Here is an 18,412-nt window from a genome sequence, read left to right as displayed (position 1 = left end):
CAACCGGGCGGCTCCGACAACAGTGATCAGCAGGGCAGCGGATCTAGTTCGAGTGTAGGTGCCGAAGCTGTTGCCGTGGAGCGCATTAGCCGCTCGCTCGCTCTGGTCGTCTGGACGCACAACGGCTCTCGATCGCTGACCCGGACCTTCCAGACCACCCGCGCGGCCGAACGCGCCGTGGATCGCGCCCACGAACGTGGTGACGTGGTCTCGGTCGTGCTGGTCCGCCTGACCCCGCTGGTGGCTGCCGCCGATCCGTCGCAGCTCCAACTGCTCACCGATGACGGTGCAGCGTGACGGCCGCGGTGGTGGACCACGTCCTGGAGAACGAGCACATGGTGATCGGTGCTTTGTTGCAGGCCGCTCCCGGGCTCCAGTTGGCTGCGCTGGACGAGCTGACGAACGAAGACTTCACCGACCTGCGTTGTCGGTTCGCTCTGACAACCGCCCGTCGAATGCTTGCCGAGAACGTCCCGGTGGATCAGGTGACGTTGCACGCGTTCGTGGTGCGGCACGCTCTGCTGTCCGATGGTCGCCTGCGGGGCTCATTGGCCTTGTGGCTGGCCGACAGGACATCTGCAGTACCGGTGGTGAGCCACCTTCCCTGGTACGTCCTGGGCGTCACTGAGCAGTCGTCTCGCCGAGCGATCGCCGAGGCTGCCGAACGTGTACGCGAGGTGGCCGTGCTCGGTGCGGTCGCCGACGTGTCCACCGTGATCGGAGTCGAGATGACGGCCATCGCCGCGGCGCTCGGTCGGCTGCGTGGGGTGAGCGCGCATGCCTGACTACGACAAGGCTTTCACCGCGGCAGCGCCGGCCCGAGATGATCGCGGCGACGTACTACTAGAGCAGATCAGAGAGTGGCTCGCGCGGTTCATCATCACGGTGTCCGACGCGGACCACGATCTCCTCGCGCTCTGGGCAGTGCACACATGGGTGGCCGAGGAGACGTACACGACGCCGCGGCTGCAGCTCGACTCACCGATGCCCGGTTCCGGGAAGACGACGACGTTGGAGCACCTGCGCCGGCTGTGCAAGCACCCCGTGCAGATGGCCGCGATCTCGTCATCAGCTCTGCTGGCGCGGCTGCTGGAGAACGGTGTCCGCACCCTGCTGATCGACGAGGCCGACCGCACCCTGTCGAAGGACAACCCGCTCACCGGGGACGTCCTGGCCATCCTGAACTCCGGTTACAAGCGCGGCGCATCCCGGCCCGTTCTGGTGCCGGTCAAGGGTGGCGGCTGGGAAGCGCAGGAGATGCCGACCTACGCGCCGGTGGCGATCGCCGGGAACAACCCCGACCTGCCCGACGACACCCGTTCTCGGATCGTCCGGGTGCTGCTGCTGCCCGACCTCGACGGCAACGCCGAGGACTCGGACTGGGAGCTGATCGAGGACCAGGCGACCGCGCTGGCCGCGGCGATCGAGCAGTGGGCCGACGAGATCCGCACGGACCTAGCGACGTGTCGGCCCGCACTGCCCACCGGGATCACCGGGCGGTTCCGGGAGAAATGGTCACCGCTGCGCCGGGTCGCCGAGTTGGCCGGCGGCCGGTGGCCGGCAGCGGTGGATCGGATGGCTGTGCACGACCGCGACCAGTGGGACCAGGACAAGGAGGACGGCATGATCCGCGAGAAGCCCGCAGTGCTGCTACTCAAGCACCTGGCCGACGTCTGGCCCGCCGGTGAGACGTTCGCCCCGACAGCGGATCTGCTCGCCCGCCTGGAGCACACCCACCCCGCAGCGTGGGGATCGGACGGCCCGTTCGGGAAGGCGATCACCGCGCAACGGATGGGCAGGATGCTGGTGTCCTCGTACAAGGTGAACTCCAGCCGGCAGGACGCCACCGGACCCCGCGGGTACACCCTGGGATCTCTGGTGCCGGTCTGGAGCCGGATGCAGATCCGACCCCCAGAAGTAACCGGCACAACTGGCTCAAGCGGCCCAACCGGCTCAGCAACCAAGCCGGTTCAGCCGGTTGAGCCGGAACTGCCGGTTAGATCCGCCACCCCAGTCGAACCGGCAACCAGGATCGACAGCGCCATCTGCACGGTGTGCGAGCAGCCCGCCGGCTTCGCCCTGATCGGTTCTGCTCGTGGTCCCGCCTGCCGAAAGTGTCTGCCCGGCATCCGGGCTGGGACAACCTGTTTCGACTGTGGCAATCCGCGGGAAGTGCTGACGGACGGTCGGTGCAACCCATGCCACGGTCGGGCGATCCGAGGCGAGACCGTCGCATGAGCGCGATCCTCGGAATCCGCGCCGACGCGCTCCCAGCATGGCGGGCGCTGCACGACGCCATCGCCGACGCGGACAGGCCGACACCCTGCCGTTCTGAGCCGGACACCTGGTCCGACCCGGCCACCACCGAACTGGCCGATTACGCCGCGACGCTCTGCGGACGGTGCCCTGCCGTCGAGCAGTGCCGCATCTTCGCGGATCTCAACCGAGAGCCCGCCGGAGTGTGGGCAGGCGCACTCCGAGCGCCCCGACGCGGACGCCCGCCAACTACCCGAAGGGAAGCATCATGACCGATCTACAAGGCCCGACGTTCCCGACCCCGCACACGTTCGACGACGAGCGCGGTGACCGGATCGACCTCACTGGCGACGGTGTGCTCGACGCCGGACGCCGAGTGATTGAGGGGCATTGGCACGTTGTCCAGCACGACGCCACCGGCGATTGGGTCAATGTGCCCGCCCGCGCCGTGCAGGTCGACAGCGCCGGGCCGGCTGTCGAGCTCGGACCGTTCTCGCTGAGCACTGACGATGCCCGCCTGCTCGCCGAGTCGCTGCGGCTGCTCGCCGACCTGGCCGACGCCGGGATGGGCCGATGAGACGCCCGACCACCTGGCCGCGCCACCGATCCAAGGAACGCAACCGTCGATCCCTGCTCACCGCCCAGGCACGACAGCGCCGCCGCTTGGCCCGCCGCACTGCCCGCAAGGGTGGCGACCGATGACCAGAGCACCAGCCCGTCCCAACCCTGACCTGTCAGCGCACTCCATCGACTGCACAAACAACCGGTTCGTCTGGCAGGCCGCACTCCGATCCGACCTACCCCGCCGCGGCTACTGCCCGAGCTGCGGCGCAACCGCGATCACTGACCGCACCCCACCACCGCTCGGCAGCAAGCCGAGCGGCACAACGAGAGGAACACCATGACCGACCACGACGACACCACCGACGACGCCGAGGCGACCGCGATCGCACGCAGGTTGTTCGCCCGCGACGAACCGTTGTTCGCCACGCTCACCGTGCCCACGGCTGAGGCGCCGGACCCCGACGACAACCCTGCACCGACCGGCCTGTTCGCCACCACCACCACCGAGGAGACAGCATCATGACCGCACCGTTCGCACCCCGCGTCCGCACCATCCTGACCACCATCGAGGCGACGGGCGCTGAGCTGCCCGCCAGCCTGACCGCAGCCGCCGAGCTGCACACCCGCGTCACGACAGCAGCCGGCCAACTCCGAGGCCAAGGCTCGGAGATGCCGACGACCGTCCTCGCCGCACTGGACGCAGGCCGCAACCCGTTCGAAGATCCCGCGGTGCAGCACGCCGCAGTCGCCTACCAGTTCGCCCAGATCAACGGTGCCGATCAGGTCGAGGCCCTGGCGGTCGAGCGGTTCACCGAGGCGCTGCAGCAGCACGCCACCGAGGTCGTGGCCGCACTGCAGGTGGTCGTCGACACCGCTGCCGCTGCGATCACCCTCGCCGCCAAGACACTCGGAGGCACCGACCCCGCGGACCCGAACGCAGTGCTCCGACTGGGAGGCAAGGCGGCCGAGGCATGGGGACGACACCAGTCAGCAGCCACGCAGCTCGACGCGGTCAACACCGCGCGCGGTGTCATGGCACAGGCATTGCGCTGGTCCGAGCCCAGGCGCAACGTCCTGGCCCTGCGGTGGGCTGCACTCACCGCTGCCCAGATCGAGGACCACGGCACCGCTGAACCGCAGGCACTCGTCCGGGCAGGCATCACCCTGGCCCTGGCAGATGGGGCTGAGGTGCAGCGCAGGCTCCGAGCGATCGACGCCGAGCACCAGGTGCTGCGCGCCGCCGAGGAACAGCGTGGACGCAATCAGTACCGCGCGTTCCCTGTCAGCATCTGACCGATCCCGCCGGGTGCCGCTCGGCTCATCGTCGAGCGGCACCCCCACCCGGAGTACCCGGTCGGCAACCCCCAGAGCACCGGCGGAGATAGGCCCAATCTCTCTCCGAAGCCGAAGCGATCCGCCCTCAACCATCAGGAGAACCCCGTGACAGGCACCTCACCACCCCGTCCGCCGGCCGATCTGGCCCGATCCGGTAAGGATCTGTGGCGCGCGCTGACGGACGATTACGAGCTGGCCGCCCAGGAGATGGCTCTGCTGACCGAGGCTTGCCGCACCCTCGACTCTTGCGACGCCCTACAGGTGCAGCTCACCACCGACGGGCTGATGTCGGAGTCGTCCCAGGGCGTCCGAGTGCACCCTGCGCTCGTCGAGCTAAGGCAGCAGCGCATCGCCCTGGCCCGCATGTTCGCTGCGCTGCGAGTCCCGACCGGTGACGACGGCCGGCTGCAGTCCCGGCCGACGCGTGGCGTCTACTCCCTGCGGCCGGCGCAGTGAAGCGCCGCGACCACCACACCGGATCGAGCGCCCTGCCCGAGAACCTGCAGGCTTACACACCGGACCCGCTGAGCCTGTCCGCCGCAGCTTGGGAAGCGGGCTACGCCGCGTTCCTGACCGATCGGCAACGGTGGGCTGACGCGCGCGGTCTCGACGTCGACGATCTCCCGGACTACCGCGTCGGAGATGCGCCGTTCGATAGGTCTGCGCTATGAACGGGCCGCGCCGATCCCAGAGACTGACGGTGGCACCGTCTACCGTTGGAACGGTGACCCGCGACCGACCTCCCGCTAGTGCGTACGAGGTGCCGCTGTACACCTTGAGCGAGGCCGCGCGAATCGTCGACACCACTCCGTCGACCGTTCACCGATGGGCTCGGGGGTACACGTACCGGACACCAGTCGGACAGGTCGTTACTGCGGTTGAGCCGCTGATTACCACCACCGGGACTGGCAGGCTTCCCGTCGTCCCATTCACTGGTCTTGCCGAGACCTACGTGCTGAACGCGTTTCGTCGGTCGGGGGTGCCTATGCAGCGGATCCGTCCCGCACTGCAGGAGCTCTCCGTTGAAATGGGGATCGCAGCGGCGCTAGCCAGCGAGCGTCTCAAGACAGACGGCAGTGAGCTGCTCTACCACTACGGGGTTGAGAACCCTGACAGCCCGATGGGACAGCTCGTCGTCATCCGCAATCGACAAGCAGTGTTTGTCGAGGTGGTCGAGCAGTATCTGCAGACGATCACGTATGAGCAGGGCTGGGTCCGATCGATCGCGCTGCCTCAGTACCGAGGTGTCGAGGTCACGGTCACCCCAGACATCAACTGGGGTCAACCGACCGTCGCCCAAACGGGTGTCCGAGTCGCGGACATCCTCAGCCGAGTCCAAGCCGGCGAGGACGTCGGATCAGTAGCCCGTGACTTCGACCTGACAAAGCTCGCGGTTCAGAACCTCGTCAAAGCGGCCTGACACGGTGGATGGTGCACTTGGTCCGCGGTTTTTCATTGACCGCAGCATGGGTGCCCACGATATCCCGGATGGACTACGTCGCGCGGGCTGGGACTTGGTGACCATGCGCGAGAGGTACGGCGAACACGCCGGACAACGGCTAGCTGACCCTCCGTGGATCGCCGATGCCACTAGGCAAGGCGAGCTGATCATCACGAAGGACCACAGGGTTGCGAAACGGGAGGCCGAGGCCCGCACGATCTACATGCACGACGCTCGTGTGTTCGCTTTTCCTCATGGAAACTTCACCGGGCTGCAGATGTTGAACTCACTCATCGACGCCCAGGTAGCGATCTTCCGATGGGGTCACAGAGTGCCCGGACCCTTCGTAGCGACCATCAGACCTGGCGGCAAAGTCGATCGAGTCCGCCTCGTCTACCCCTGAGAGTGTGTGCGGGAACGTGATAGATTGACCCGCTGACGTGCACCAGCGGGGGTTGTGGTTGGGTCATCGACCATGGAGTTCTGGTTGTGGTTCCTCGGCATCGTTGTGGCGGCAGTCTCCTACCTGTCGAAGACTTTGCTTGCTGACCCACGGCTTGAGTTTCGAGCAGTCGTTGGTCGGATCGACGCCGACCTGATCTTCTACTCGAACCTCATCACCGCGACTCCAGCGGATGTCCGCGACAAGGACAAGTTGACCGAAGCGAGCGCCGCGCTTCGGAGACACGCATCTGATCTAACTGCAGCTCACAACCGGCTCTCCTGGGTCAAGAACAAACGACGGAAACAGGTGGCGCATGCAACGAGTTCGCTCATTGGGCTATCGAACATCACCGGAAAGGGCGACGACGTTCACTACCTCCAATTCATGGACCAAGTGGTCGTTGACCTAGAGCTATGGAGGCAGCACGGTGAGTTGATGGTCAAGGGAAAGCCCAGCGTCGAGTCAAGTGCTCTCCCGAGCACTAGCACAGCGCAAGTCGCTCCGAGGTCCGACGGAGTGTAGAGCTGATCGCTTAATGCCTCGGGCGCCGTCTGTGGGCCCCGGGTCTGGAACAGATGCAGCTGGCAGTCCCGTCGGCGATCATCCCCAGCGCCCGGTCGACGATCACCTCAGCGGAGTCCTGCGATTGCCCTCTAGATGCCCGACCGATCGCCGCCGCCCAGCAGACGCCCGTGTGATCCGCCGGCGCCAGCGTCACATAGGTACCCTCGTTGATGCCGAACTGGGGCAGGCGGTTGGCATCCATGTGCCGAACCTAGGGCGGGACACCGACGTCCTGGGCGACGATCAGGCTGGCGGGTTCGGCGCCTTCCACGACACCAGGACCGCATCGCGCACCGAGAGCAGCTCCACTTCCCATCCGAGAGTCGGATCCACATCCCACGCCACCAGTCCGCGCATCTTCCGCCCCGGCGTCACAGTTCCACTGTCAAGGCTGGGTCTGAACGAACCAAGCTCAGCGCCGAAGTCGCCAGCACTCCGCCCCTCCTCATCCCGCGCGCTGAGATACAACGGGTTCACGCTGACGGATCCGGTGAGCCCCTCCACCGTCACGTCCGCGACCAGGTAGCTACCGTTCTTCGCTGCGCTCCCCACGCCCGAGGTGTCCCCGCTGGACTTTTTCCACGCGAAGCTGTGCACCGTGATCGCAGCTGTGCCCTGGCCGGAGGAGTAGGTGGTTGCCTGTCCCACGACGCCCACAGTGGGGCCACTGGGGACGACCGCAACGGGCGTGTTGGAGGAGCTGGCGCCGCAGCCGGCGACCAGCAGCCCCGCGGCCAGGACTGCGCCGATGTACTTCCTCATCGTTCGTTCCCCATCGTCGGAGCCTAGTCACCGCTTGTCTAAGGCGCCGACCGACGCCACCGGACACAGCGCCAGGGCAAGCGAGAGCCCCCGCACGGGGGGTTGGCGGGGGCTCTCGGGTGGAACGGTACTGGGCCTAGCCGAGCGAAGCACCACCACGGAGTAGACGCGCGGCCTCGACGAGATCGGCACCGATCTGCGCCGCCTGGTCCGCGGTCGGGTAGTCCGCGACCTCGTGATCTGCCGGCCATGCGATAGTCGCTGGCTCGTCCGGGGTCTGCGAGATTTCGACACCCACCGAGCCGATCCGACGGAGGTGGATCACGCCGCCCTCGTCGTCGATCTGATCGCCTCCGCACCACGACGGGCAGGCGACGGTTGGCTGTGACCACGGCGCAGGCGGGGCGGGACGGACCAGCTCGAATCGATGACCGTCGGTCGAATGAACGACGAGCCGCCTCGAGTGTGTCCGGCCGATCCACAGGGTGTGCGTCGACTTGTCCTCGATCCGGCCTGCGTACTCGGTGCCGGTGTCGGGATGGAACCCGCGGATCTCGTCGCCGATGCGCAGATCCTCGAACGTGATGCTGACGGGGGTGAGTGGTGCGGTGGTCATGGCGCTCCCTCTGGTGGGGGTCACGCACGGCCAAGCGATGCATATGCGATGCATCTCCGGTGCTGGCCAACGTTTCCGCTGGTCAGGGTGGTGGGCGATACTGGGATCGAACCAGTGACCTCTTCGGTGTGAACGAAGCGCTCTCCCGCTGAGCTAAACGCCCGGGACGGCCTGCCGATCGACTGGATCGGCGTGCACGGCAACTTTACCTGATGGGTGGGACTGCTGAGTCCCGGTGACAGGTCACCCTCGGGGGCAAACCGGGTCACCCCTTTGGTCGTAGGCCTGACGACTCCGGCAATCACGCACCGTGCTGGAACTCGACTCGCCGAGCTGAACGGGTGATCTTGACATGCATCGCGTGACGAATCCCCACTGTTCTCGTCCCTTGCCACGAAGGCCTAGTAAGGCCGAGGTTCGGGCGGATCGGCGATTCCCTGGAGGGATGCATGTCGGGTTCACAGGTGGGTCAGACCAGCACGGCGATGGAGACGACCATGGCACTGCTGGTCGAGGGTGACCGACCGTTGGTGCGCGCTCGGTTCGAGTACCGCACAAACGAGCCGTTCGGTGTCCACATGACGCTGAGCCTCGAAGACGGGTCGGCCGTCGAGTGGGTCATCGCTCGCGAGCTGATCATGCAGGGTGTCCACATCCCCGCGGGTCTGGCCGACGTGCAGTTGTACCCGATCTCGGACGCCATCGTCATCGAGCTCGATTCGCCGGACGGCGGCGCGGTGCTGTTGGCCGACCCCGCCGCGATGTACGAGTTCGCGGTCGAGATCCAGCAGTTGGTCCCGCTGGGCTCCGAGGACGAGTTCTTCTGCCTGGACGACGCACTCGCCGAGATCTGCCAGGTCGAGCTCCCGCGTTCCTCGCAGTCGTAGGTCGGGCCGCGCAGGCCACCTCCGGGCCACCCGATGTCGGCTTCGCTGATCCACCGCGGTTGCGCTGGACGAGCCGGTTTGGAACACCGAACAAGCCTCCGCTAGAGTTGCGGAGCATCGCAGGGTCAAACCCGCGAGGCGTGCGGACGTGGCGCAGTTGGTAGCGCATCACCTTGCCAAGGTGAGGGTCGCGGGTTCGAATCCCGTCGTCCGCTCGATGATTCCCTCAGCACGAGTTGGGGTCTCAACTCGGTGGGATGGCCGAGAGGATAGGCAACGGCCTGCAAAGCCGTGTACACGGGTTCGAATCCCGTTCCCACCTCGACGGTCCGCTCGCCGGATCAGTTCCCGGGTGATTAGCTCAGCGGGAGAGCGCTTCCCTGACACGGAAGAGGTCACTGGTTCAATCCCAGTATCGCCCACCAATGTTTGCGCAGGTCAGAGTGCGTATCTGACGGGGTCACCATCCGGCCGTGTCAGATACGTGTCAGATCAGGGTCCGAATCGGCCCGAATCGAGGCGTCCCGATGACCCTCACTGTCGTCCCCACCCAGTCCGTTCCGCCGGCGGTCGACGCCTGGACTGCACCCGCCGACCACAAACCCAGCTACGGCCCGTGGACTCCCTTTCTCCGCCAGAAGTGGACGGAGCTCAGCGCGTGGTGCGATCGCAACGACGTCACGGTCACCTTGGGGGTCTGGGCCAACGGATGGTTCGGCGCCTACAACGACTTGACACCAGAGATCCGGCTCCACGAGACGCTCTCGCCACGGCAGCTGGTATCGACCTTCGCTCACGAGTGCATTCACGCAGCCCGCAGGGCCTACGGCTTCGGCTGGCAGCATCAGGAGGACCAGGCCGACGAAGGCGCAGTTGCTCTCCTGGTCGATCCGGTGAGGTTCGCTCAGGCTGAGGAACGGCATCAAGACTTGACCGATGTCGATTCGTACGGTGTTTCGATTCGTGACCGGCTGGTCGGGCGAGACCTCGAGGTGTCGGTGCTTCTGCTCCCCGCGGCCCGCAGGATGTGGGCGAGCACGGTATTCGAATGTCTCGACCACCTGTCGGCGTCGACCAACTCCGAGCTGGACCACAGCCGTTGGCTGCACGAGCGAGGGGTTGAGCGATGACGATCCTCGAGGGCTGGGCTCCACCGATCGGTCACACCCAGACGAACGGTCGCTGGACACGGTTCCTCACCGGCAAGTACGACGAGCTCGAGCAGTGGGCCTGCCGGCACCAGGTCACGACCAGGTTCGAGGAACTCGAGGACGGCCGCTTCGGCGACTACGACCCGGAGATCAGAGAGATCCGTCTTGATCCGCGACTCACCGCCCGGCAGTTGGTCAGCACCCTTGCCCACGAGTGTGCCCATGCGGCCCTGGGTGCGTTCGGTGAAGCCTGGCAGCACCAGGAGCAGCGAGCGGATGAGGAGGCCACGGTCATGCTGGTCGATCCGCTGGCGTTCGCGGCGGCGATGGACAGGCACCGCGACGCTATGGAGGAGTCGCCGTGGGGTGGTCCGAAGCGTGACTACCTGATCGCTGCAGACCTGGACGTGATGGTGTGGGTTGCCAGGTCGGCGCAACAGCTGTGGTCGTCGTCGGTGGGGGACAGGCTGGACAGGCTCACCAGGTGGACAGTGCTGGACTCAGAGCACCGCCGGTGGGTCGAAGCGTGCGGCTTGGCTGAGGACCGGGAGCAGGCCGATGCGTTGCTCGAAGCGACGTACCGCAGGGCTGTTGCGGTGCAGTCGTGGTCCGAGTTGGACGACTGATGCCCCACCGATGTTGCCGCGCCTATGGGTTGCCGGCTTCGTTGTTCCCGTCCGCCAGGTTGTCGGGGTGGGCGATGATCGGCGGATACGTTCACGAAGGGGGTTGGGTCGCATGAGGCGAGTCGTCCGGTTGCTGCCGTTAGTGCTGCTGATGGTGACGGGTTGCACGTCGGGTGGTGGTCAGTCGGCGTCGCGGTTGCAGACTGCTGCTGCCGATACCAGGAGCTATCTGGGGACCGAGGTGGTGGGTCCGAACGATGGATCGTCGGTCACGGTATTCGACTATCGGAGTCCCACGGACAACGAAGCCACCGGCCAGGTCGTGGCCGGCATCGACGTAGAGGTCTGCGTCGGTCAGTTGCCGGAGGGCACCTCGCAGGTGACTTGGGCGCCGTGGTCGCTGGTCGGCGAGGACAACGCGCGGTACAGCACCCTGGCTCCCGATGGTGGCGGCGATATGGGTCAGCAGTTCCCGCAGGTGGCCCGGGTCGCTTCCGGTGACTGTGTCCGGGGCTGGATCACCTTCGACGTGCCGCCCGATGCGACGGTCAGCACCGTCCGGTACATCCTCGGGGAGGATGCCGGGAACTTCTCAGCGTCGTTCCGTCCGCTGCCCGCTCCAGCACCGGGGCAGACGCGGCCAGAGGGCTGCGTGCTGATCTCGGATCCGAACGACGAGTCAGCCTCGTCGATCTGGTTGAGGACGCCACAGGACATACAGATCCAGGTTCGAGCGTTCCACCCGGATCCCGACGATCACGGCACCTACTACGTAGCTCGCACGACGGCTGGTGCTGTGCTGATCTGGTTCTGGTTCGACAGGGACTACTTCGAGCGGTTGAACGGCGCCACCGCGAAGAACCTTCCGCAGCCTGCTGACGCAGAGACGTTCGCGGTCGCTCAGGACTTCATGGACGAGGGTAAGGCGTACCGGCCCAGCATCAACGCGGCCTACGAAACTGCGAAACAGTGCGTCTCGTGACTACAACCACGGTTGTCGGCACCGTGGTTAACCGACCAATGATCGGCGCGGCGGGTGACTCTGTGCGAAACTGCGCGTAATTTCGGCCTTGCACCCCCAACGCCTCGGAGGCAGCTGTGAATGAGCCAAGTAGCGACGAATCGATCATCATCCTGGACGAGCATGTCGGAGACGCGGCGGGAATACACCGCGGGTCGATCTCCTTCACATTCCAGATAATTGACGAAATCGGCGTGAAGACCGCTGACGGAATGGAAGGTTTCAACGCTGCCGGTGAACCGGGCATGTACACGACGTCCGCTGGTCAAGCTGCCTACCGCCTGCTCTCGTCGCGTCTCTACGCCGAAGCGCCCGGCACCGAGGGGCTGATCAAGATGTTCACGAGCAACGGTCAGCCGATGACATACGAACCAGATACGAAGGTTTTCCGGGCGATGCCGGTGATGTCGATGCCCTCATCCGAGCTGGCCAAGGAAGTAGGCGAGTCGGCGGCATTCCAAATCGGTCGCCAACTGGACATCGAGCGGATTCTGCAGTTCTATCCCGAGCTGGTCCGCAAGCATCAGCTGGGCGAGTCGCCGATCACAGAGTCGCCCAGCTGATGCTTCTCAGGCTTCCGGCATCCTGATGGGCAAGATGCGGGGGCGATTTGATCCCCCGCGGTCAACTGCTTCGGCGAAAGCGCCGGATGAAACACCACATTGATCCCGGCTCCGTCCCCGGTGATCTCCGTCTTCGCGGGGGCGTCCAGCCTTGACGGGGGCGTGCAGGCGGGACCCGTCCATTGTAAAGCGCTCTACAACGGCGGCTTGATCGGCAGCGTCCGGGCGTCCACAGCCACTGTGAGCCGGTTCGGGTCAGGGTTGAGCGCCTGGTCGAACACCACCGTCACACCACCGTCCCAGCCCGTGACGTCCGTCTTCGTCGGGGCGTCCAAGCCGAGCAGCTTCCTGCGTGACTCCACGATCCGCAGCAGCCGGTCGATCGCCTTCAGCTGCAACTCCGGTTCGCCGGCCTCGGCAGCACCGGCCCGGATGTCGTTCGCTGCACGCAGCATCGCGTCCAGGCGGTCCAGTTCGAAGTCGCGGAGCGCCTCAGCCGGCTCGGCCAAAATCGCCTTCCGGCCGGTCTCCACCGCCCTGTACGCGGAGCCACGGTCGGCGTACCCAGCACGCTGGGCGATCTGCTCGTAGGAGTGCCCCTCGAGGCGGAGACGGACAGCGAGGGCCTGTTTCTGGGTCGCGGCGATGGTGCGGGGCGTGGCCTTCTGCTGCGGGTTCCTGCCAGCCATCACCGGCCGCCTTCCGGGTTGGCGCGCCACCAGGCCGATGCCGCGGAAGATGTCGTTGTCCCCGGTCCACGCTCGGTACTCGGAGCAGCGTCGGCGGCCCTGACGGATCCACTCGGGCGGGAGGTCACCGGGCCGGTCCGGTGGCTGCTGGCGCGAGGTGCTCGTCGATCTCTCGTTCAGTGACACCGAGGAGAACGGCGAGGTCCGCGGATGGGATGCGGTCAGCGAGATCCTGTGCCATCACAGCCTCTTCGTGTCGCGGTCATGGTCGTAGGTGCCGACAATGCAGGGAACGGCGACGGGCACGCTGATATCGAGGATCATGGTCCTTCAGCTCCTGCATCCGGCTTGGCGCTGCCCGTGCCGTTCGTGAGGTAGGCGCCGATCTGGCCTGTGGGCAGCTCCGGTGCCGGATCCACGATGCGGCCGCACGTCACCTTCACCTTGTCCGACGCGAGCGGGTTGACCTGCACGGTGTCGACGGCCCAGATCCCGGCCGCGCCAGGCAGAACCGTCGTGAACAGGACGATGTGACCCGGCCGGATGAGACCGCGGTCATCGGAGATCAGCTCGAAGTCGAGGGTGTCAGCGTTGGAGTCGTCGAGGCTCACCTCATACGACGGCATCCCTGCCAAACCGGGGGAGTACCCCGACCACGACAGCCACGACAGTTCCCACTGCATCTCTGCCTGCGCTGCCAGCCAGGTGGGCTGCCCGTAGTAGATGGTGTTCTCGTGCTCGAAGATCACCGCGCCCTGGGCTTTCGCCAACAGCTGCATGGCTTCCCACGTGGTCTGGCCCGGGTTGCGGATCCACACGACCTGCTCGGTTTCCCCGCCGATGTGCTGCACAACCGCTCGCGCGCCCACACTCCTGGCCATCTGCTCGACCCAGGCGTTCGGTCTCACGGCCCCGAAGCTCACCGCGCCAGTGTGCTTCCAACTGGTGAGTTCCCTGATCGCAGCGGAGATCGCAGTGACGGTGATCAACGGTCCGCCGGCGCCGGGCCCACGGTTCACGGTCGTCACCTGCATCGCCTGGTCCGCATAGTCCAACGCCACCGCGGTGCCGTAATCCCGGTGTTCCGGGGTGAGGTCGAAGATCCCCGCCCGGGTGATCACCGCATCTGGGGTGTCCTGGATCTGCATCTTCAGCGAGCACCGCTCCGTCGACGACAACGTCAATGTTACTTTCGTGACCCGCTCCGACACGTCCGTCGGCAGGTGGGTGCCCGAGATTCGCACCGCGGTCAGGGCGCCCTTCAAGCTCAACGCCGGGGTGTTCCGTCGCGGGATCAAGGGTTTCGCAGCGGTCGACGTGTAGGTGGGTAGCAGGGGGTTCTCCACCGGGGTGTCAGAACCCGCGTACCCGCCTACGCCAGCTGGATCTCCGTCGTACTGGATGCGGCCGTACCCGACGAACGACCCGTCTGTGGTGGGTTCCCGATGTTTGCGCACCACGTACTTCGAATCGGACGTTGGGCTAGAGCGATCCCAAGTGTTGCCCTCGATCGTCAGGTAGTAGCCGGCCCCGACCTGCAGCACCAGACCGACGTGGGTGACGGTCCGGCCAGGATCAGCGTTGGGAGACAGGAAGAACACCAGGTCGCCGGCTCGGATCCCATCCCGCGACCCTGTCCAAGCGCCCCGACCCATGAACCACGACCGCCAGGTCTCGGTGGAAGCGAAGCCTTTGGGGTTGTCCTTGTCGACGTACGGGTTCGACGCGCCCGGTGTCTTCTGCGCAGCCTGATCACCGCACCACGACAGGAACATCGCACACCAGTCACCCGCCGGGATACCGAACCAGTAGCCGTACTTCGTGGTGCCGTCGTCGGCTTCCTGCCTGCCGATCTGCGAGACCGCAACCTCAGCTACCGCCTGGAATGTGGTGGCCATCAGACCACCAACCGCACACGGGAACCGCCACCGAACGTGGTCGACACGTCAGGTGCGAGCTGAACCGGCGGCAGCACCAGACGCATGCCAGGAACGAGCGATGTAATCGCTCTACGTGGCACTGAATCCGCATCCGGATCGAACCCGCCGAACTGTGGCCCCGCCGGGCTAAGCGGGATCGGGCTGGTGGATCCGTCAGGGTTCAGAATCGTGGTCGTCGCTGTGTTGTCCAGCAATGCCGCGTTATCCACCGCGGATGCCTTGATGACTTCCTTGTTCAGGTCAGCGATCTCAGTCCACCGGTCTGGGTCGCCGAGCTCGTATTCGGCGATCGACCGGAGAGATTCACCGGAGCGGACGATGTGGATACGAGCAGTGGAGCCGCCGCGGGTCGTGGCGATCTCCTCGAGGTCGCGCATCGTGCGGATCGTGACCGGACGGCCGATCTTCACCCTGGCCTGCGCAGCCTGCTGCAACTCCCAAGTCAGCTCCACGATCTTGGGGCGCTGGTGTTCGTTCAACTCCTGCACCGTCACCGACAGGGACGTGATGTTGAACCAGCCGCGCACCATCGGGTTCATCCCGACGATCCGCACCTTCCGCCCGGACTGGGCGAGGCGTTGCAGGTTCGTCACCGCCCGCTCCACATTCACCCCAGGCGCTTCGACGATGTTGTGGGTGAACGACTCTGTGACCAACGTCAGAGAGTCCTGCACCAGCAGCGGTTTCCGGCCCGGTCGGGCAACCTGCGTGAAGACGGGTGCGAACCCGCCCGTCTTGATCGACGTGGGGGTGAACACCAGCGAGTACGCATTCCCCAGGTCGGACACGAGGTGTGCGACCTGAGAGCCGAGGCGGCGCGCGCGGAGTGCCTGCGATTCGGTGACCATCAGAGTTTGACCGTCCTTCGATCGCGGGTGTGCTCCACGAGCAGCGAGGGCTGTGCGCCGACGGTTCGGCGCCCTATCTCAATGACACCAGCGGGCCAGGCTGTCAGGTGGGACGACCAGCACCGCCCAACGGTTGGGGTCAGTGCCGATGGTGTGGTCTCGGATGTGGTCTTAGCAGCTTCGGACTGGTCGCCGGCCGCGAGAATCACCGACTCGGGAAGATGGAACTGGCTCATGCTGCATCTCCCCGCATCGCTTTGCCGTGACAGGGATTGCAGCGACCGTCCCTCACTACTTCCCGCGGGTGGCCGCAGTCCTGGCAGGTGGTGCCGGCGCGGACCCCTGGCAGGCACCTTCGGCAGGCAGGGCCGCGCACGGATCCGATCAGCGCCATCCCTGACGGCTGGTGGCAGAGCGGGCAGGTGATTGCGTCGATGTATGTCGGTGCCGGTTCGAGTACCGGTTCGAGTACCGGTTGGGTGGGGGGTACCCCTGGAACCGGCGGAAGCGGCGCAACCGGCGGAACCGGCGCGAGCTCGGTGCCGGTTGCGCCAGTTGCGCCAGATGGGCCGGTTACTTCTGGGGGGCGGATCTGCATCCGGCTCCAGACCGGCGCCAGCGATCCGAACATGTACCCGCGTGGCCCGTCCTTAGACTCACGGGAGGAGTTGACCTTGTAGGAGGACACCAGCATCCGACCCATCCGCTGAGCGGTGATCGGCTTACCGAACGGACCGTCGGCACCCCACGCTGCAGGGTGGGCGTGCTCGAGGCGGACCAGGAGATCGACTGTGGGCACGAACGTCTCACCGTTCGACCACACGTCAGCAAGGTGCTTCAGCAGTAGCACAGCGGGCTTTTCCCGGATCATCCCGTCCTCCTTGTCCTGGTCCCACTGGTCACGGTCGTGAACAGCCATCCGATCGACGGAAGCCGGCCACCGACCACCGGCCAGTTCGGCCACCCGGCGCAGCGGTGACCACTTCTCCCGGAACCGGCCGACGATCCCCGCTGGGAGGGCAGGCCGGCACGTCGCCAGATCGGCGCGGATACTGTCGGCCCACTCCTCTACCGCGATCGCAAGCTCGATCGCCTGGTCCTCGATCAACTCCCAGTCGGAGTCCTCGGCATTGCCGTCGAGGTCGGGCAGCAGCAGCACTCGAACGATCCGCGAACGGGTGTCGTCGGGCAGGTCGGGGTTGTTCCCCGCGATCGCCACCGGCGCGTAGGTCGGCATCTCCTGGGCCTCCCAGCCGCCCTTTACGGGCACCAGCACCGGCCGCGACGCACCGCGCTTGTAGCCGGAGTTGAGGATCGCCAGGACATCCCCGGTCAGGGGGTTGTCCTTCGACAGGGTGCGGTCGGCCTCGTCGATCAGCAGAGTGCGGACACCGTTCTCGAGCAGCCGTGCGAGCAGAGCGGACGACGAGATCGCAGCCATCTGCACCGGGTGCTTGCATAGCCGGCGCAGGTGCTCCAGCGTCGTCGTCTTCCCGGAGCCGGGCATCGGTGAGTCGAGCTGCAGCCGCGGCGTCGTGTATGTCTCCTCAGCAACCCAGGTGTGCACAGCCCACAGCGCGAGCAGATCGTGGTCCGCGTCAGACACCGTGACGATGAACCGGGCGAGCCAGTCACGAACTTGCTGCAGCAGAACAGCACCGGGGAGATCGGCGGGGCGTTGTTCGGTGAATGCCTCGTCGTACTCAGACATTGGTGCTCACCGCCTGCAGTCGCTCAGAGAGGGCAGCGAGCGTGCTGATCTCGTCGGCGATGATTGTGGCAACGGATGCGGTGGCCGCCTCTGTGACGGCAGACAGACGTGCACCACTCTCGCCGATCTCGCGACGGACGGAGTTCTCAGCTACCTGCAGGACGTACCAGGGAAGCGAGGCCGGTGTCGGTACCTGCGAGCAGCGATCGGCCAGCCAGACGGCCAGCGACCCTCTCAGAGCGCCGTCCGTCAGCAACCCGTGGCGTTCGACGAACGCGGGCAATGTTACGAGATCAACCGGGACGCTCTCGGCAACCATCCGCCGGATCGTCTTCACCGCGAACTGGCAGCGACGATCCTGGAAGTCGTTGTCGGACAGAGTCATCAGTGCGTTGCGTCGAAGCCCGTCGGCGGCGAGTACCAGGGCGCCCACGGTGGCGTCCTCGGCTGCGAGGCTGAGGTCAGGGGCCGTCGGCGCGGTCACTGTGCACCACCCTGATCGTCGAGCTGGTGGAGCTGGCGCCCATCGACCGGTAGCAGTTTGACCAGGACGAGATCAGCCGTGTCCCCTCGGTCCTTGGCGCGCTGAACGGTTCGGGCCGCGGCGGGCAGGTTGAAGTACAGGTGACGACGCACCGTCTTCCCTCGAACGAGCACGGCGTAGGAGTGCCGGAACGCCTCCAGTGCAGCCGGATCCGCGGATACACTGGGGATCGACTCGCTCGCCGGCTGGTCGCTTGGAGCCGTCTCACCTGTCCGGGTGGGGCGGCTTCTCTTTGCGTCAGGCTGCACTGTTGCCACCCCCGGCGGGAGCGAACAGGGCGTTGACCTGAGCAGCGTCGAGGCGGATGGACTTCCCGCCGCCGGCCATTCGGTGTGCGGTCAGCTTGCCTTGAGCAATCCACCTGCGGATCGTCATGGGGTGCACGAGATGCAGCTCGGCTGCCTGACTGATGGTGTACCACTTGGGTTGTGGCGTGGTTGTCGCCATGG

Annotated in this window: 25 protein-coding genes and 4 tRNA genes; 20 read left to right on the top strand and 9 right to left on the bottom strand. The window is 66.0% G+C overall.

The features are described from left to right. Positions 1-75 precede the first annotated feature (75 nt). From ABLG96_RS13900 to ABLG96_RS13845, 12 genes are all read left to right on the top strand, one after another. Complete coding sequence (locus ABLG96_RS13900; protein WP_353647962.1) at positions 76-297, top strand: hypothetical protein; 222 nt, start codon at positions 76-78, stop codon at positions 295-297. Further along, complete coding sequence (locus ABLG96_RS13895) at positions 294-785, top strand: DnaB-like helicase N-terminal domain-containing protein (protein WP_353647961.1); 492 nt, start codon at positions 294-296, stop codon at positions 783-785. The genes ABLG96_RS13900 and ABLG96_RS13895 overlap by 4 nt, the downstream gene beginning before the upstream one ends. Beyond that, the gene (locus ABLG96_RS13890; RefSeq protein WP_353647960.1) at positions 778-2,238 is read left to right on the top strand and encodes a DUF3631 domain-containing protein; all 1,461 of its coding nucleotides are present in this window, start codon (positions 778-780) and stop codon (positions 2,236-2,238) included. The genes ABLG96_RS13895 and ABLG96_RS13890 overlap by 8 nt, the downstream gene beginning before the upstream one ends. Continuing rightward, positions 2,199-2,528, top strand: coding sequence for a WhiB family transcriptional regulator (locus ABLG96_RS13885; protein ID WP_353647959.1), 330 nt, complete (start codon positions 2,199-2,201; stop codon positions 2,526-2,528). The genes ABLG96_RS13890 and ABLG96_RS13885 overlap by 40 nt, the downstream gene beginning before the upstream one ends. Beyond that, entirely contained in the window at positions 2,525-2,833 is a 309-nt protein-coding gene (locus ABLG96_RS13880) for a hypothetical protein (RefSeq protein WP_353647958.1), read from the top strand. Before ABLG96_RS13885 ends, ABLG96_RS13880 begins: the two co-directional genes overlap by 4 nt. Positions 2,834-3,157: 324 nt before the next feature. After that, positions 3,158-3,343, top strand: a complete 186-nt coding sequence (locus ABLG96_RS13875) for a hypothetical protein (RefSeq protein ID WP_353647957.1) — start codon at positions 3,158-3,160, stop codon at positions 3,341-3,343. After that, complete coding sequence (locus ABLG96_RS13870; protein WP_353647956.1) at positions 3,340-4,113, top strand: hypothetical protein; 774 nt, start codon at positions 3,340-3,342, stop codon at positions 4,111-4,113. The genes ABLG96_RS13875 and ABLG96_RS13870 overlap by 4 nt, the downstream gene beginning before the upstream one ends. Before the next feature lie 147 nt (positions 4,114-4,260). Then, a complete protein-coding gene (locus ABLG96_RS13865; RefSeq protein WP_353647955.1) occupies positions 4,261-4,611 on the top strand; it encodes a terminase in 351 nt (116 codons plus the stop codon). Beyond that, positions 4,608-4,826 (top strand): hypothetical protein, encoded by a 219-nt coding sequence (locus tag ABLG96_RS13860; RefSeq protein WP_353647954.1) that lies wholly within the window; start codon positions 4,608-4,610, stop codon positions 4,824-4,826. The genes ABLG96_RS13865 and ABLG96_RS13860 overlap by 4 nt, the downstream gene beginning before the upstream one ends. Before the next feature lie 89 nt (positions 4,827-4,915). After that, complete coding sequence (locus tag ABLG96_RS13855) at positions 4,916-5,575, top strand: DUF433 domain-containing protein (protein ID WP_353647953.1); 660 nt, start codon at positions 4,916-4,918, stop codon at positions 5,573-5,575. A gap of 4 nt (positions 5,576-5,579) precedes the next feature. Beyond that, on the top strand, positions 5,580-5,999 hold the full coding sequence (locus tag ABLG96_RS13850) for a hypothetical protein (protein ID WP_353647952.1): 420 nt from the start codon (positions 5,580-5,582) through the stop codon (positions 5,997-5,999). Between the two features lie 72 nt (positions 6,000-6,071). After that, entirely contained in the window at positions 6,072-6,563 is a 492-nt protein-coding gene (locus ABLG96_RS13845) for a hypothetical protein (protein ID WP_353647951.1), read from the top strand. Positions 6,564-6,848: 285 nt separating this feature from the next. On the opposite strand, the gene ABLG96_RS13840 is transcribed toward ABLG96_RS13845, so the two are convergent. The 3 genes from ABLG96_RS13840 to ABLG96_RS13830 all read right to left on the bottom strand — a co-directional run bounded on the left by ABLG96_RS13840 (position 6,849) and on the right by ABLG96_RS13830 (position 8,146). Next, positions 6,849-7,367, bottom strand: coding sequence for a DUF4352 domain-containing protein (locus ABLG96_RS13840; RefSeq protein WP_353647950.1), 519 nt, complete (start codon positions 7,365-7,367; stop codon positions 6,849-6,851). A gap of 136 nt (positions 7,368-7,503) precedes the next feature. Beyond that, positions 7,504-7,983, bottom strand: a complete 480-nt coding sequence (locus ABLG96_RS13835; RefSeq protein ID WP_353647949.1) for a hypothetical protein — start codon at positions 7,981-7,983, stop codon at positions 7,504-7,506. An 88-nt stretch (positions 7,984-8,071) separates the two neighbouring features. Further along, positions 8,072-8,146: transfer RNA gene (locus ABLG96_RS13830), tRNA-Val, on the bottom strand. 286 nt (positions 8,147-8,432) lie between these two features. Between ABLG96_RS13830 and ABLG96_RS13825 the strand changes: the two genes are divergently transcribed. From ABLG96_RS13825 to ABLG96_RS13790, 8 genes are all read left to right on the top strand, one after another. After that, a complete protein-coding gene (locus ABLG96_RS13825; RefSeq protein ID WP_353647948.1) occupies positions 8,433-8,870 on the top strand; it encodes an SsgA family sporulation/cell division regulator in 438 nt (145 codons plus the stop codon). Between the two features lie 142 nt (positions 8,871-9,012). After that, positions 9,013-9,085, top strand: a tRNA-Gly gene (locus tag ABLG96_RS13820). A gap of 36 nt (positions 9,086-9,121) precedes the next feature. Beyond that, a tRNA-Cys gene (locus ABLG96_RS13815) sits at positions 9,122-9,192 on the top strand. A gap of 28 nt (positions 9,193-9,220) precedes the next feature. Next, positions 9,221-9,295 (top strand) — tRNA-Val (locus ABLG96_RS13810). Positions 9,296-9,397: 102 nt separating this feature from the next. Beyond that, positions 9,398-10,000, top strand: coding sequence for an ImmA/IrrE family metallo-endopeptidase (locus ABLG96_RS13805; RefSeq protein ID WP_353647947.1), 603 nt, complete (start codon positions 9,398-9,400; stop codon positions 9,998-10,000). After that, positions 9,997-10,647: a DUF6782 family putative metallopeptidase gene (locus tag ABLG96_RS13800; protein ID WP_353647946.1), complete on the top strand. Its 651-nt coding sequence runs from the start codon at positions 9,997-9,999 to the stop codon at positions 10,645-10,647. The genes ABLG96_RS13805 and ABLG96_RS13800 overlap by 4 nt, the downstream gene beginning before the upstream one ends. Before the next feature lie 112 nt (positions 10,648-10,759). After that, complete coding sequence (locus ABLG96_RS13795; protein WP_353647945.1) at positions 10,760-11,629, top strand: hypothetical protein; 870 nt, start codon at positions 10,760-10,762, stop codon at positions 11,627-11,629. Between the two features lie 116 nt (positions 11,630-11,745). Continuing rightward, positions 11,746-12,231: a hypothetical protein gene (locus ABLG96_RS13790; RefSeq protein WP_353647944.1), complete on the top strand. Its 486-nt coding sequence runs from the start codon at positions 11,746-11,748 to the stop codon at positions 12,229-12,231. A gap of 194 nt (positions 12,232-12,425) precedes the next feature. On the opposite strand, the gene ABLG96_RS13785 is transcribed toward ABLG96_RS13790, so the two are convergent. The 6 genes from ABLG96_RS13785 to ABLG96_RS13760 all read right to left on the bottom strand — a co-directional run bounded on the left by ABLG96_RS13785 (position 12,426) and on the right by ABLG96_RS13760 (position 18,410). Then, on the bottom strand, positions 12,426-12,920 hold the full coding sequence (locus ABLG96_RS13785; protein WP_353647943.1) for a hypothetical protein: 495 nt from the start codon (positions 12,918-12,920) through the stop codon (positions 12,426-12,428). Between the two features lie 320 nt (positions 12,921-13,240). Then, a complete protein-coding gene (locus tag ABLG96_RS13780; RefSeq protein WP_353647942.1) occupies positions 13,241-14,818 on the bottom strand; it encodes a CHAP domain-containing protein in 1,578 nt (525 codons plus the stop codon). Next, entirely contained in the window at positions 14,818-15,708 is an 891-nt protein-coding gene (locus tag ABLG96_RS13775) for a hypothetical protein (RefSeq protein WP_353647941.1), read from the bottom strand. The genes ABLG96_RS13780 and ABLG96_RS13775 overlap by 1 nt, the downstream gene beginning before the upstream one ends. Before the next feature lie 232 nt (positions 15,709-15,940). Beyond that, positions 15,941-17,419, bottom strand: a complete 1,479-nt coding sequence (locus ABLG96_RS13770; protein WP_353647940.1) for a DUF3631 domain-containing protein — start codon at positions 17,417-17,419, stop codon at positions 15,941-15,943. Further along, complete coding sequence (locus ABLG96_RS13765; protein WP_353647939.1) at positions 17,412-17,903, bottom strand: DnaB-like helicase N-terminal domain-containing protein; 492 nt, start codon at positions 17,901-17,903, stop codon at positions 17,412-17,414. Before ABLG96_RS13765 ends, ABLG96_RS13770 begins: the two co-directional genes overlap by 8 nt. Positions 17,904-18,200: 297 nt before the next feature. Continuing rightward, positions 18,201-18,410, bottom strand: coding sequence for an excisionase family DNA-binding protein (locus ABLG96_RS13760; protein ID WP_353647938.1), 210 nt, complete (start codon positions 18,408-18,410; stop codon positions 18,201-18,203). Between the last annotated feature and the right edge of the window lie 2 nt (positions 18,411-18,412).

Source organism: Nakamurella sp. A5-74 (assembly GCF_040438885.1).
Lineage (GTDB): Bacteria > Actinomycetota > Actinomycetes > Mycobacteriales > Nakamurellaceae > Nakamurella.
The sequence above is the reverse complement of the archived record's forward strand: the minus strand, read 5'-3'. Positions and strand labels throughout refer to the sequence as shown.